General features: G+C 38.1%; 16 protein-coding genes and 2 pseudogenes. 8 read left to right on the forward strand and 10 right to left on the reverse strand.

What is annotated here, in order from left to right:
* Window positions 1-82: 82 nt before the first annotated feature.
* On the reverse strand, window positions 83-424 hold the full coding sequence (locus B2R82_RS22030; protein WP_286927072.1) for a hypothetical protein: 342 nt from the start codon (window positions 422-424) through the stop codon (window positions 83-85).
* Window positions 425-653: 229 nt separating this feature from the next.
* On the opposite strand from B2R82_RS22030, the pseudogene B2R82_RS24125 reads away from it, so the two are divergent.
* Window positions 654-734 (forward strand): annotated as a pseudogene (locus tag B2R82_RS24125) (IS3 family transposase); the annotation flags it as partial.
* Window positions 735-836: 102 nt separating this feature from the next.
* On the opposite strand, the gene B2R82_RS22035 reads toward B2R82_RS24125, so the two are convergent.
* Entirely contained in the window at window positions 837-1349 is a 513-nt protein-coding gene (locus B2R82_RS22035) for a GNAT family N-acetyltransferase (RefSeq protein ID WP_286927074.1), read from the reverse strand.
* Window positions 1350-1539: 190 nt separating this feature from the next.
* On the opposite strand from B2R82_RS22035, the gene B2R82_RS22040 reads away from it, so the two are divergent.
* Complete coding sequence (locus B2R82_RS22040; protein WP_286927076.1) at window positions 1540-1773, forward strand: DUF896 domain-containing protein; 234 nt, start codon at window positions 1540-1542, stop codon at window positions 1771-1773.
* 310 nt (window positions 1774-2083) lie between these two features.
* Window positions 2084-4046: pseudogene (gene tkt, locus B2R82_RS22045) on the forward strand (transketolase).
* A 30-nt stretch (window positions 4047-4076) separates the two neighbouring features.
* Here the strand turns inward: tkt and B2R82_RS22050 are convergent.
* The gene (locus tag B2R82_RS22050; RefSeq protein WP_286927078.1) at window positions 4077-4424 is read right to left on the reverse strand and encodes a hypothetical protein; all 348 of its coding nucleotides are present in this window, start codon (window positions 4422-4424) and stop codon (window positions 4077-4079) included.
* A gap of 130 nt (window positions 4425-4554) precedes the next feature.
* Between B2R82_RS22050 and B2R82_RS22055 the strand changes: the two genes are divergently transcribed.
* Window positions 4555-5208, forward strand: coding sequence for an HAD family hydrolase (locus B2R82_RS22055; RefSeq protein ID WP_286927079.1), 654 nt, complete (start codon window positions 4555-4557; stop codon window positions 5206-5208).
* A gap of 64 nt (window positions 5209-5272) precedes the next feature.
* On the opposite strand, the gene B2R82_RS22060 is transcribed toward B2R82_RS22055, so the two are convergent.
* From B2R82_RS22060 to B2R82_RS22085, 6 genes are all read right to left on the reverse strand, one after another.
* On the reverse strand, window positions 5273-5905 hold the full coding sequence (locus tag B2R82_RS22060) for a response regulator (RefSeq protein ID WP_054772235.1): 633 nt from the start codon (window positions 5903-5905) through the stop codon (window positions 5273-5275).
* Complete coding sequence (locus B2R82_RS22065) at window positions 5880-6917, reverse strand: sensor histidine kinase (RefSeq protein WP_286927080.1); 1038 nt, start codon at window positions 6915-6917, stop codon at window positions 5880-5882. The genes B2R82_RS22060 and B2R82_RS22065 overlap by 26 nt, the downstream gene beginning before the upstream one ends.
* Window positions 6914-7597 carry a cell wall-active antibiotics response protein LiaF gene (gene liaF / locus B2R82_RS22070; protein ID WP_283871296.1) on the reverse strand — a complete coding sequence of 228 codons (684 nt, stop codon included), beginning with the start codon at window positions 7595-7597 and terminating at the stop codon, window positions 6914-6916. Before liaF ends, B2R82_RS22065 begins: the two co-directional genes overlap by 4 nt.
* A gap of 91 nt (window positions 7598-7688) precedes the next feature.
* A complete protein-coding gene (locus B2R82_RS22075) occupies window positions 7689-8747 on the reverse strand; it encodes an alpha/beta fold hydrolase (protein ID WP_286927081.1) in 1059 nt (352 codons plus the stop codon).
* Between the two features lie 171 nt (window positions 8748-8918).
* Window positions 8919-9557, reverse strand: coding sequence for a PspA/IM30 family protein (locus B2R82_RS22080; RefSeq protein ID WP_286927082.1), 639 nt, complete (start codon window positions 9555-9557; stop codon window positions 8919-8921).
* Window positions 9558-9572: 15 nt separating this feature from the next.
* Window positions 9573-9926, reverse strand: coding sequence for an ABC transporter permease (locus tag B2R82_RS22085; RefSeq protein WP_286927083.1), 354 nt, complete (start codon window positions 9924-9926; stop codon window positions 9573-9575).
* A 353-nt stretch (window positions 9927-10279) separates the two neighbouring features.
* Here B2R82_RS22085 and sirA point away from each other — a divergent pair, with 353 nt between their 5' ends.
* The 3 genes from sirA to B2R82_RS22100 all read left to right on the forward strand — a co-directional run bounded on the left by sirA (window position 10280) and on the right by B2R82_RS22100 (window position 11660).
* Window positions 10280-10705 carry a sporulation inhibitor of replication protein SirA gene (gene sirA / locus B2R82_RS22090; RefSeq protein ID WP_054772231.1) on the forward strand — a complete coding sequence of 142 codons (426 nt, stop codon included), beginning with the start codon at window positions 10280-10282 and terminating at the stop codon, window positions 10703-10705.
* A gap of 99 nt (window positions 10706-10804) precedes the next feature.
* The gene (locus B2R82_RS22095; RefSeq protein WP_004232154.1) at window positions 10805-11023 is read left to right on the forward strand and encodes a YneF family protein; all 219 of its coding nucleotides are present in this window, start codon (window positions 10805-10807) and stop codon (window positions 11021-11023) included.
* Window positions 11024-11156: 133 nt separating this feature from the next.
* Window positions 11157-11660 (forward strand): S-ribosylhomocysteine lyase, encoded by a 504-nt coding sequence (locus tag B2R82_RS22100; RefSeq protein ID WP_286927084.1) that lies wholly within the window; start codon window positions 11157-11159, stop codon window positions 11658-11660.
* Window positions 11661-11704: 44 nt separating this feature from the next.
* On the opposite strand, the gene B2R82_RS22105 is transcribed toward B2R82_RS22100, so the two are convergent.
* A complete protein-coding gene (locus B2R82_RS22105) occupies window positions 11705-12676 on the reverse strand; it encodes an alpha/beta hydrolase (RefSeq protein WP_286927085.1) in 972 nt (323 codons plus the stop codon).
* Window positions 12677-12880: 204 nt separating this feature from the next.
* Here B2R82_RS22105 and B2R82_RS22110 point away from each other — a divergent pair, with 204 nt between their 5' ends.
* On the forward strand, window positions 12881-14065 hold the full coding sequence (locus B2R82_RS22110) for an acetyl-CoA C-acetyltransferase (protein ID WP_286927086.1): 1185 nt from the start codon (window positions 12881-12883) through the stop codon (window positions 14063-14065).
* Window position 14066 lies beyond the last annotated feature (1 nt).

The following is a 14066-nucleotide window of genomic DNA, read 5'->3' on the forward strand; positions in this document are numbered from 1 at the left end:
GGTATCATTTTTGGTAAAAACTGTTTTTTAGAAAACATCAATTCAAAACTTACATTCTCATCTACACGTAATGAGAGTCTAGTTAAGGACAAAGACAGAGGGTATTTACTAATTTACCACATGGCTTACAATATACCTTGTATAAAGGGCCCCCACATTTGCTATGAAAACCAACATATTTTGTTTCTTTTAGAGTACCAACATGGTTACACACAGCAAAAACGGTAATTTGTTCATCTCCAGTTATACTATCATGTACAAAAGCATCATGTTCGTGTTCTTCAATTGAATTTTCTGTGAATAAAGTGGAAGAAAAATCCTCCATTAGTTCTTGATCTAACTCAGATGCTGATGCTTTCCCCATAATCCCAAATACAATAAATACGGCAAATAATGCTGTCAAGATGGTGATTATCTTCTTCATAATCCTAGCTCCTTTTTGTTTTTTTAGGAATTGTACAAAACCTTAGTTATATAATAATACATTCCGGAAAACAAATAAATGGTAATTTAGTTATTTATTTGTTAATTAATTATATAATTCAATTTTTATAAATTTGTAGGTAAATTTTCACCCTCATATTGTTCAGTGAATAGCACTAATAATTGACGATAATATTCATAGAAGAAAATATGAATATCTCGAAAAATGAAACAATGAACGAATTAAACAAAAACTGGCTGGCATGAGTCCAGTAAAATACCGAACGTATGCCAGCCAATTAACTGCATAATAAAATTCTAACTCTAAGGGGGCCCAAAAGGTTTCTAGTGCATTTAGTATTTATCTTTATTGGTAAATTGTTAGAAGTCACTATCATATTCACTTTTATTTGCTATACCCACTCCTCACCTAAAACAGCATAATAGTATTCATCCCACCATTCATCACCATTCGGGATACATTTTTTAAAATATCCTTCACGTCTCATGCCGATTTTCTCCATTACTCGATAGGAGGCAATATTTTCAGGCTGGCACGTGGCAATGATTCGGTGAAGGTTCATTTCCTTAAATCCATAGTGTAGTACAGCTTTTGCTGCCTCAGAAGCATAACCTTTGTTGTAGTATTTCGGATTAAAGACCCAGCCAATTTCATATGTATGGTCGCCAAAATATTGATGAAAAACAATATGACCAATTATCAAATTCTCTTCTATTAAAGTAACTGGAAAGTATTTTGCCTGATCGCCACTATTGTCTAATACAAACTTCTTAGCCATGTCCTCGTTAAAAACACCTTCAGGAATATACTTCATCACCTGGCTATCGGATGTATAGTCATAGACTGCCAGCCAATCGTCCTCCTTAAAATTCCGAATAAGTAATCTATTTGTTTCTATCTTCATGTATTTTCCTCCATGCAAGTAAATTTTTAAAGGCTCTACTATAGTTATACACATCTATCTCCCGAAAGTCATGTAATCTGTGGTATTTTTTACTAAAGCAAAAGGGTTGGTATAACTGCATTTTAAGGGAATACATGCTATACTTTGCATACCAAATACATTAAGATATGTACTGGAAAGGTGTGTAACTATGTTATCAAAGGAAAAAATTAAGCGAATCAATGAACTTTCTGCCAAAGCAAAGAATGGAACATTATCGGAGGCAGAAGCGAAGGAGCAAACAGCACTTCGTAAAGAGTATTTAGATACATTTAGAGCAACTATGCGTGATACCATTGAAAATGTAAAAGTGGTAGATATAGAAGGAAATGATGTAACACCTGAAAAGGTAAAACAAGCGAAAAAAAATAAATTTCTAAATTAATGTGACACATTTAGATCAATTACGCCTCAGCGTAATTGAGTCCGGATTTTGAATTGTGTTAGCACAATTCACTCCATTCAAAATCCGTGACATCCGCCGGAGGCATTATCTTTATTCAGTTGACCTTATATGGTTTATGGCTGTGAAAATATTATAACTATTACTTTATAATGAGGTTGGATTTTCTACTGAATAAAGATAAAGTATGTTACAAAGAGTAAATAGTATAACAAAAGCATTGTTTTCTGTGACAATGTTGACTAAACTGTAGAAGAACAATATATAGGACGAGAAAGGATGTCACAACAAAATGACTCAACATGCGGATCAACTAGCGATTAATGCTATCCGAACATTGTCAATCGATGCAATTGAAAAAGCAAATTCAGGTCACCCAGGTTTACCGATGGGGGCGGCGCCAATGGCTTATACGCTTTGGACAAAACAACTTCACCATAATCCAGCTAATCCGAAATGGTTTAACCGTGATCGTTTTGTACTTTCAGCAGGTCATGGCTCGATGCTACTGTACAGTTTACTTCATCTAGGTGGCTACGGCTTACCAATGGAGGAAATTCAAAACTTCCGTCAATGGGATTCATTAACTCCAGGACATCCTGAATATGGTCATACAGTTGGGGTAGAGGCTACAACAGGTCCTCTAGGTCAAGGTATTGCTATGACAGTAGGTATGGCAATGGCTGAGCGTCATTTAGCAGCTACTTACAATAAACCAGGTCATGACATTGTTGATCACTATACATTCGCACTTTGTGGTGATGGTGACTTAATGGAAGGTGTAGCAGCAGAAGCTATTTCTTTAGCGGGTCACTTAAAACTTGAAAAATTAATCGTACTTTACGATTCTAATGATATTTCTCTTGATGGTGATNNGTTTCGAATCATATGGCTGGAACTATTTAAAAGTAGCAGATGGCACAGATGTTGAAGCCATTAACTCAGCTATCGAGAAAGCTAAAAAATCAACTGGAAAACCAACACTGATTGAAGTGAAAACGGTGATTGGTTTCGGTTCTCCAAATAAATCAGGTAAAGCAGATTCGCACGGTGCGCCACTTGGTACAGATGAAGTTGTATTAACGAAAGCAGCCTATGAATGGGCACATGAACCATTCCAAATTCCTGCAGAAGTTTACGATACTTTTAATGCTGCTGCTGAAGTGCAAGGCGCACAGCCAGAAGAAGCTTGGAATGCTAAATTTGCAGCCTATAAACAAGAATTCCCAGAGCTAGCTGCTCAATTTGAAAAAGCAATGAATGGGGAATTACCAGAGGACTTTGCTTCTGAGTTACCGGTATATGAAGCAGGTAAATCTGTAGCAACACGTTCTTCTTCAGGTGATGCGATTAATGCCATTGCGAAGAAAACACCATCATTCTTTGGTGGTTCTGCTGACCTTGCAGGCTCCAATAAAACAACGATGAAGGGGGCAGGCGACTTCTCTGCGGATGACTATGCTGGTCGTAACATTTGGTTTGGTGTTCGTGAATTTGCAATGGGTGCTGCTATGAATGGTATGGCTCTTCACGGTGGTTTAAATGTATTTGGTGGTACGTTCTTCGTCTTCTCTGATTACGTTCGTCCAGCCATTCGCCTTTCTGCATTAATGGGTCTTCCTGTAACGTATGTATTTACGCATGACTCGATTGCAGTAGGGGAAGATGGTCCAACACATGAACCAATCGAACACCTTGCATCATTACGTGCAATGCCAAATCTATCTGTTATTCGCCCTGCAGATGCAAATGAATCAGCAGTTGCTTGGGAGCTTGCCGTAGCATCAGAAAAAACGCCAACTGTTTTAGTGCTATCTCGTCAAAACTTGCCTGTATTGAATGCATCTATTGATACGGTACGTGAAGGAGTTGCGAAGGGTGCTTATACAGTATCTCCAGCTTCAAAAGACGTGGCAGATGCAATTTTAATTGCAACTGGCTCTGAGGTTTCACTTGCTGTGGAAGCACAAAAAGCATTAAAAGCAGAAGGTATGGATGTAGCAGTTGTATCAATGCCGTCTATGGATCGCTTTGAAAAGCAAGATGCAGCTTACAAAGAATCTGTTCTACCAAAAGCTGTGACAAAACGTCTTGCCATTGAAATGGGTGCATCATTCGGCTGGCATAAATATACTGGCTTTGAAGGTGACGTTCTTGCTATCGACAAGTTCGGCGCATCAGCACCAGGTGAATTAGTAATGGAGAAATATGGATTTACAGTAGAGAATGTTGTTGAGAAGGTAAAAGCTCTTTAATATCTTGAGGTACCGCAATACTCAGTAGGGTTAAAAACCCTCTGAGTGCTGCGGTATTTTTTCATCTTTGGAAGATTTTATGAGGGAAATCCAAATAGCTGCGCCATGAATACATAGAGTGGCAATAAATATGAAGAAGCTCTTTGCACTCCCTCCGATATTGAGCTCATCGGCTATAATACCACTAAACCAAAGCAGTTGACCTGAAATAAGGGTAGAAAGTCCTGCAAACAGAAGACAAAACCAAGTTGGTACATTTTTAATAAAGACAATCAACAGCAATATAATAGCGAACAGCAATATGACCTCAAAAATAGGATCGAGTAGAGAAAACGAATGATTTGTAACAAATTGTTTATAAGTAAAATGTGTTTCCATACAATTCCTCCTTATACTAAGTAATAACGATAATAGAATGAGAAGGTTCAAATTTCCTTAAAATTTATATTACCATTATTTCCTTATCTGTGTACAATTAGAGAAGATTTTGAAGAAGTGGGGTAGAGATATGAAGAACTATAGAGTAATATTATTTGATTTAGACGGCACCTTGTCTGATCCTAAAATCGGAATAACAAAATCGGTTCAGTATGCTTTAGAAAAGATGGAGATTATCGAGGAGGATTTGGATAGGCTTGAGACTTTTATCGGTCCACCATTGCAAATATCTCTTGCTGAACAATATGGGATGGATGAGGCACAAATCCATCAAGCAATTGCTTATTATCGTGAACGATTTTCGAAAAAGGGCATGTATGAAAATAAACTTTATCCACAAGTAACCTCCTTATTAGCGAATTTGAAGGAGCAAGGCTATCAATTAGCAGTGGCTACTTCTAAGCCAACCATTTTTGCGGAACAAATTTTAAGCTATTTTAACCTTGAGCAGTTCTTTGACCTTGTGGTGGGAAGTCATTTAGATGGCACACGATCCGCAAAAGGTGAGATCATCGCGTTTGTTCTAGAAAGCTTTAGCGAGGTTCCTCGTGAGCATTTTATTATGATAGGAGATCGAAAATACGATATTGCTGGCGCACAAGAAAATCAAATTGATGCTATTGGCGTAACATACGGCTTCGGATCATTGGAGGAACTACAGCATGCACAAGCAACGTATATTGTGAGTAGTGTGCAAGAGCTACAGGAGATTTTTAATAAATAAAAAACTGCATTGCTAAAAATGCAGTTTCGTTTCTTTACAATGAAAAGGGTTGATTGAACAGGTGTTATTTTGCCAGCCCATTTTGAAAGGCATAGACAACTGCCTGTGTGCGATCTTGGACATCAAGCTTTGCTAAAATATTGCTGACATGGGTTTTCACGGTTTTTAAGGCAATATATAAGTCATCCGCAATTTCTTGATTCGCCTTACCTTGAGCCATTAACAGCAGCACTTCCATCTCACGATCTGTTAATTGTTCATAAAGTGGGGTGCTATTGCCATGGCGCATACGGTGCATCATTTTAGATGTCACTTCAGGCTCTAACACCGTTTCGCCCCCCATTGTTTTACGAATAGCGTCTGCAATCTGCTTGGCATTGGATGTTTTTAAAATATAGCTGACGGCTCCTGCCTCTAGTGCAGGATAGACCTTGTCGTCATCTAAAAAGCTTGTGACCATCATTATTTTTGCCTCTGGCCAGGCTGTTAAAATTTCAGCCGTTGCCTCTGCCCCTGTCATAATTGGCATAACGTTGTCCATTAAAATAATATCGGGGCGAAGGGCAAGGGCACGCTCGACCGCCACCTTGCCATTCTCAGCTTCACCTACAACTGTGATATCCGGCTGTGCTGACAAGTAGGCAGAAACACCAATCCGTACCATTTCGTGGTCATCCACTATTAACACTTGAATCATTTACTTCGACCTCCTTCTGTAGTGGAATCTTTACCTCTACGATTGTACCTTCCCCAGGCACTGATACAATTTTATACATACAGCCAATCTCCACAGCTCGTTCGGCAATATTTTGCAGGCCATAGGAAGTAGATTTATCCGCTTCAACATCAAAGCCAAGACCATTGTCCTGAATGCGTAAAATGGCTAAATCATCTCGGGCAACAAGCATTAATTCGACCTCGCTCGCCTTTGCATGACGTAACGTATTGGATAATGCCTCCTGTGCAATACGGAATAAATGATCCTCTTCTGCTTTCGATAAAGACATTTCCTCCAGCTCATATTCAATATGAAAAAATACTTTTTGCTGAAGCTCGATAATGAGCTCCTCTAGACCTTGTGCAAGTGTTTTATTATGCAATGCAACAGGGCGTAAATGTAGTAATAACGCTCGCATTTCTAGCTGTGCCTGTTGAACAATTTTTTCAACCTGCTTTAAGCTAGTGGCATTTTCATCGTTCTCCGTTAAAGCGGACAATAGCATGGAGGCTGCAAATAATTGCTGTGAAACAGAATCATGTAGTTCTCTGGCAAGGCGCTGACGTTCAGCAATAATGCGCTCTTGTATGATTTTATCATTAGCTTCTGCACGTTCATTCGATAATCGCTGCAAGCTTTTTCGTTGGGTATCGATTAATTCGCTTGTTTGCGCGATTGCTTTTTTCAGCGGCTTTGGCAATGGCTGCTTTTTGGGTAAGACAAAATCTGGTTCAATTAATTGTTTGACAATGCGCGTTGCCTGCGCCTCTCTAGCACGAGCCGTCATACTAATCCAGCCCGCTATTAGTAGACTGATACCAAAGATGCTGAGAATAATAATTCCACCTAATGGCATATTGCCGTATTGTTGCTGCCAGAGAGGTTCCCAGGTTTTCTCCTTTGGTTCACCCCAAACAGCTACGAGGAGACCGAAAGCCGCACTTGTTATAATGAAAAATAGCGTAAAGATTCTTGAGATAAAGGCAATCATTTACGTAGCACCTCCAAGTCTCCAAGCCATGTTGCAACATGTATAACAAGTGTACGCTTTGCATCTTCAGGATTGCCATCTGAGAAGCATACACTTTCATTTAGTAGACGTTGTGGCCCAATATTTAAGCAAGTTATATCGCCAAATAGTGTTGTATAGTGTAAACGGAATGGAACTTCATAAGGTATATAAATTTGCACCTTACCAATGCCTTGACGAATTGTAATAAGACTTGTGCCAGCAGGTAAAATGGTTTGTGTTGTATCAATTGTAATATCACCAGCAAGTCTTTGAATTTGGACATCTTGCCATTTATAGGCATCTATAGGTGCAGGCAGCGTACCGAATATTTCATTTTTTGTAGCAGGAAGTTTATCAAATAGCTCTGAGCCGACCACCTTTGCTTCATTTTCTCTTTGTAAATATTGATAAAGCATGTAGAGCAGTATGATAACTATAAACAGGCGCAGGCTCCACATCGTAAAGAGGGCAATGGCAATAAAGAAAATTCCTGTCCATTTAAAGAAACGAATTTTTTTCGAGAAACTTAAGTAAAGAAGTCCAGCTCCAATCAATAGACTAAAGGCGCCGCCATTATTAAAAATTGTAAGCTCTACAAAGACGAGTAAAAAGAAGCATAATACCCAAAATGTAAGCTTATTAGTTGTGAAATTTTGCAAGAGGGTCACCCTTCTTTCTAGTTATTGATGAGAGAAGCCGAACTTCTCTAAAAATCAAAGTTAATGTTTTTCTAGCATTTTTTTAATTGTGTCATTTATGATAGGTGAATCGAGCTGATTTGGGTAATGGGCAGAGTGCTCCAATGTAATCAAATTCCTTACCACTTGGCACATCTAAAAGCTCGTAATATTGTTTTGCCAATTCATAATTTGCCTGTTTATCATATTTACCATGAATGATGTAAACGGGTACATCTATCCTTTTTATCGTATCAAAAAAATTTGTATGGATAATTTCTTCTTTTAATGACTTGCTTTTAACAAGACTAAATTGAGGCCCAGAGATAAATGCCTTATAAAGATCCCGTAAAGAGTAATCTGGTGAAGTAAAAGCTCCTTTTATTAAATCAAAAAGATTAACCTTTTCTATCGTCTCATCAAAATAATTCATTCCTTTAAATCGATTAATTAGGTCACTAAATCGATCCTCATCCTCTGCTAGATAAGGCCCTTTTCCTAAATCCTCTAAAATGCGCAGTGTTTTCTCATCCTCATTTGCTTGGGCCTCATTTTTTAACCAGCTATAACCGAGTTCCTGCCCTTTAATAATATCAGTTATTTGAGCAATTCCTAAATAGGCGTGGAATTTCTCGGGATATTTAGCCACTAATTGAGTACCAATTATCGTACCAAAGGATTGACCAATGATAAAGATTTTTTCCTGCTGATAATGCTCTCTAATATAATCAACGATATGATTAGCGTCTTCTGTAAATTGAGATAGATTCATGGTAGTAACAGATAGTTCCTTATTATAGCTTTTCCCTGAACCTCTCTGATCGTAATAGACGGAGACACAATTCTCAGTTATTTCTGGATACAATGTTCGAGCACTTACACCATAAGGAAACGGAGAGCCTGGCCCGCCATGAAGGAATAAACAAAAGGGCTTCTCCTTATCTTGCCCTTCCACTAAGATAAACTGTTTATCTCCATTGATCGCTATTTCTTTGAGCTCACTAATACCGCCATTTTCGATAATTTCAGCACTTTTTTGATGAATACGCTGTTGGGCAATAAAACGATAACCGAATAATATAAGTGCAAATAATAGAAGTATAATAAAAGCAAAAAGACATATTTTAATCATATGACTAAACCACTTTCTGTTCATCATGAAAATTCCTTTATTCAGTCACTTAAGGGTTATGAATCAACAACCTCTGACTGAAGTATATTTAGTTTTCCTTAGTAGTTTTTCTTCAAAGAAATGGGATGCTTCCTAATAGAGGCATCCCTTATTTCTTTATATTATACCATGTTATTTATTTTCGATTAGTAGTGGTGCGTTTTCTTCCGCTGCTTTTTTTTCTAACTGAGCAAGACGTGCCTCAAAAGTAGTGACTTCATGATCTTTATCGATTTGGTAAGCAAGCTTGTCGATATAGGCTTCTAAATCCTCAAAGTTCGTTTTATTGTTTTTAGCAAGCATACCATCCATTTGATGGTGCGCACGTGTTACGTTTTCTTTGCCCATTAGCTGTAATTGACGCACTTTCATATCTTTAATTTTGTGCTTCATCGTTTCAAATTTACGCTCAAGCTCGAAGTACTCACGTGTACTTGCTTCAATACTAGCTTGTAATGTATTATTTCGTGCCGTGTAAGCAGCAACCTCATCAGTAGCAAAGTCGATTAAATCCTGTTCACCGCTATTACTAGCCAATTTTAGTTGCGCTTCACGCTTAGTAAGTAGCTCAGCGTTTTGTTTCAGCTCCTGCTCCAATTTTTCCTTTAGTTGGCCTTGACGCTCTAATAATGTTCCTGTTTGCTCCGTTTGTTTTTCTGCCTCGCGAATATATTGATTTAGCATGGCAATTGGATTTTTCTGTTCCTTTTTATCAAATGCCTGATGTAAGTCCGCCTCTATTGTATATTTAAAGCGTTGAAATAAGTTCATGTAATCTCTCTCCTTTTATTTTGTTAAGTTTGACCATTCTTTTTCAAAGTTTGTAAACGGATCTTCTTCTTTTGCTTCAATTGTTGGAATTTTAACATCTTCGTTATTCCATTTTTTATAGATCACGTAGATGATAGCGATCGCCGCTAATCCGATCATTGCTGGGATATTAGATACGGCTGAAAGAACACCAATCAGACCCACTGTGAACCAAATGATTTTGCCAAATGTTGATTTGCTTGCGATGTAGAAGTGCATACCAAGTGCTACAAATAACCCCGAAAATAGTAACCCTGCTAGTGGTCCGATTAAGGCAAGTGCTACACATGCTGCAACGATGCCTCCTGTTAATAGAAGAAATTTTCTCATATGTTTTAGCTCCTTTCGTTTGTACCTTTATAGTACCTTTCCTAAAGCTCTTCTAAAACGGACTGGAAATTGATTTTACTCTAGGTCTTGAGGCTGAGAACAGTCTAAGCTCCTGCTATAAAGGCTTTTATAATCAATAATGGGGGAAAAATAAGCTAGTTTCACAGTCATATGGCAACTTATTCATGCTAAAAATGGCTTTACACTGTGTTCTGTCATAATGTCATTGATAGATCCGAAACTAGAAGGTTTTCGACAAAAATAGAAGATGAATACCTCCTTCGTTTGACAAATTAAGGAGGTTGCTTGAGCTATACTTATGAAAAAGAAACTTGAACGAAGGAGGATTTCTGGTGAGAACCTATTCCATATATAAAATAAAAGAAGAGCATTTAACATTTATTTTCGGTAGAGAACGAAAGTTATTAGAGATGATGCAGGGCTGCGAAGATGCTAACGAGAAATCCTTAAAAGAGCTTGCCTATATATGTGAATCTGTTCGCTTCGATGAAATTGCTGCGATGCTAGAGGTGCAACTAGATTCCAAATATGCACATTTAGAAAGAGCTCGTAATGCCTTATTTTTAGAACATCCTATAAAGGGGAAAATGGCAATCTATTTGGTGGAACGTAAAATTTGTGTCTACTGTGAAGGATCCAGAATGCTCGATTTAGATCTTTTCCAGATGCTTGCGAAGATGAGTGAGCGTTTTATTGCCTTCAATAAACAGGACAATGAGTGTGGATGGCTAAAGCCTATGAAGTATACAATGCACTAGCAAAATTCGCTACAATATATAGTAACCCGCTATCATTTGGTGTATAATGGAGCGTGGAGAGTTTTTTCTCGGTATATTGTAGTGGAGGAGGTTGGTTGTATGCCTACATGGGGCTGGATTATTATCGTAATTATCGCATTAGCAGCGGGAGCGGCACTTGGTTTCTATTTCGCTCGTCAAGCTATGATGAAATATTTAAAAGAAAACCCACCTATTAATGAGCAAATGATTCGTATGATGATGGCGCAGATGGGTCGTACGCCGTCTGAAAAGCAAGTACGTCAAATGATGGCACAAATGAATAAGTTCCAAAAATAAGTAGCATTTTATAAAGAGCAACTAGTCCAAGCCTGGCTAGTTGTTTTTTTCATTTTTAAGCGAGAGTTCTTATTTGCTAAATATTTTCTATAATTCATAAAAATCATACAATTCTATCGGAAAACTAGTTATAATGAATTTAATCTATTTAAAGGAGTTGTGTGCATTGCAGAAAGAAAAAACAAATGTTGAGAGTTTTGATTTAGATCATACGAAGGTAAAAGCACCGTATGTTCGTTTAGCTGGTGTTAAATCAGGAAAAAATGGCGATGAAGTGTATAAATACGATATTCGCTTTAAGCAGCCTAATAAAGAACATATGGAAATGCCTGCATTACATTCCTTAGAGCATTTATCGGCTGACATTATTCGCAATTATTCAGATCAAATTGTTGATTTTAGCCCAATGGGTTGTCAAACAGGCTTTTATGTATCATTGATTAATCATAATGATTACGAGGATTTATTAGATATATTAGAAAAGACATTTACAGATGTAACAAAGGCAACTGCGGTTCCTGCATGTAATGAGGTGCAATGTGGCTGGGCAGCAAGCCATAGCTTGGAAGGAGCACAAGCATTAGCTAAAGAATTTTTAGCAAAACGTGATGAATGGGATATCGTTTTTTCTGAATAAAAAATAAACCTTGCGTGAAATTTATCACGCAAGGTTTTCCATTTTTAAAAGTGAAATGGAATAACATTTGAGGAGGAAGATTCACGATTCATTTTCTGATAAATGAAGCTTTCTAAAAAATCATGAATTAAATCCTCATATTCAGCCATATTTTCATTAAAGGATTGAGCATGGGCTCCTGTATCAAATAGCTTTAATTTCTTAGGACCAATCTTTTTATTGTATAAGTCCAGTGACATAGAAGGAGGAATAAATGTATCAGGAATACTATGGATAAAGAGTATGGGCTTTTTAATATTTGTGACTGCTTCAGCTGGTGTCACACTTTTAAAGGAATAGCCGTCACGCAATCGAATAAAAAAATCTGCAAAACGAATGGGAATAATAGAGCCGTACTTAAATTCTGTTTTGGCAATTTGTCGAAGGAGCATGGAAAAATCAGAAAAGGCACAATCTGAAATATAGAAATCTGCACCATCCTCTATTGTTCCTGCATAAAGGAGCATTGTTGCAGCACCCATTGATTCCCCATGAATACCAAGAATCGCATTTTCTCCAATCATCGCTTTGACCGTTTTCACCACGGCATCCAAGTCATTTTTCTCATAATAGCCATAGCTAGTTGTTTTACCTCCGGACTCCCCATGGCGACGATGATCAAAAATGACAGAATTGTATCCGAGTCGTTCAAAAAGTCGAGCATATTTGACAGAGTTGATTTTATTTTCTGTTACGCCATGGCAAATAATGATGGTGTTATCGGTTTCTAACGGCTGAAACATAATACCTCGAATTGTATAGCCATTAGGTGAATCAATATTTAATTCACATTTTAAATTTTTATTGTACCAAGCTTCGTCAAAGCGTTTAGCTGTAGTTTCCCGTTCACGTACAAACTCGGGGTCCTTTTGTTGAATGTACATCAATTTATTTGAAAGCGCAAAGCCGAACAGTCCTGTTGCTGCAGCGGCAAGCGTCGTTGTAATACCTGACAATAATAGCATTTTCTTCTTCATGATTAGCACCTCCACGTCCTGTTTCTATTTGTAATGTTCCCAACTAAGATTGTTTAAAACACGTCAACATTTTACAATAACTTCGGCAAAACTGCGATTATTTCTATTATCGAAAATCGTCAAAACATTTGTTAAAATATACATATCTGCTAGTAGCATATGCAGCAGTGTTGATTTTTGAACGGGGAAAAGGGGAGAATGGATATGGCAAACGAGGTAGTAATCGTAAGTGCTGTACGTACAGCGATTGGCTCTTTTCAAGGAGCATTAAAGAACATACCAGCGACAACTTTAGGCAGTATTGTCATTAAAGAAGCATTGGCACGTGCTGGCGTAGCAGGCGAACAAGTTGACGAGGTCATAATGGGGAATGTTTTATCGGCAGGACTTGGGCAAAATCCAGCCCGTCAAGCAGCCATTGCAGCAGGCTTACCACATGAAGTATCAGCCTTAACGATTAATAAGGTGTGTGGCTCAGGCTTAAAAGCAGTGCATTTAGCGACACAGGCCATTTTAGCAGGAGACGCAGATATTATCGTGGCAGGTGGCTTTGAAAATATGAGTCAAGCACCATATGTTTTAAAAAATGCTCGTGAAGGCTTCCGTATGGGAGATCAGAAGGTTGTCGATACGATGATTCATGACGGTTTATGGTGTGCGTTTAATGATTATCATATGGGCATTACCGCAGAAAATTTATGTGATGCCTATGAGATTTCTCGAGAAGAGCAAGATGCTTTTTCGGCACGTTCACAACAGCGTGCAGAAGCAGCTATTGAGGCAGGGAAATTTAATGATGAAATCGTCGCTGTGGAAATACCTCAGCGTAAGGGAGAGTCAATTGTTTTTGATAAAGATGAATTCCCTCGTAAAGGTGTGACAGCAGAGTCTCTATCCAAATTACGTCCTGCCTTTAAGAAGGATGGATCAGTAACAGCAGCCAATGCATCTGGCATTAATGATGGCGCAGCAGCAGTTGTTGTTATGTCAAAAGAAAAAGCAGAAGCGTTAGGCATTCAACCGATGGCATTAATTGCCGCCAATGCAAGTGCAGGTGTTGACCCAGCCATTATGGGAACTGGACCTGTCACAGCCGTAAAGAAAGCATTGGCAAAGGCTGATGTTTCTTTAGAAGCAATTGATTTAATTGAAGCGAATGAAGCATTTGCAGCACAATCCATAGCTGTCGATCGCGAATTAGGCTTTAATCATGATAAACTAAATGTCAATGGGGGAGCAATTGCCCTTGGTCACCCAATTGGTGCAAGTGGTGCACGTATTTTAGTAACACTTTTACATGAGATGGAAAAGACTAATGCCAAAACAGGTCTTGCTACACTCTGTATCGGTGGGGGTCAAGGTGTAGCAACAATTGTTAAACGCCCTTGAT

It is taken from the genome of Lysinibacillus sp. UBA6686, assembly GCF_002455205.1.
Taxonomy (GTDB): domain Bacteria; phylum Bacillota; class Bacilli; order Bacillales_A; family Planococcaceae; genus Lysinibacillus; species Lysinibacillus pakistanensis.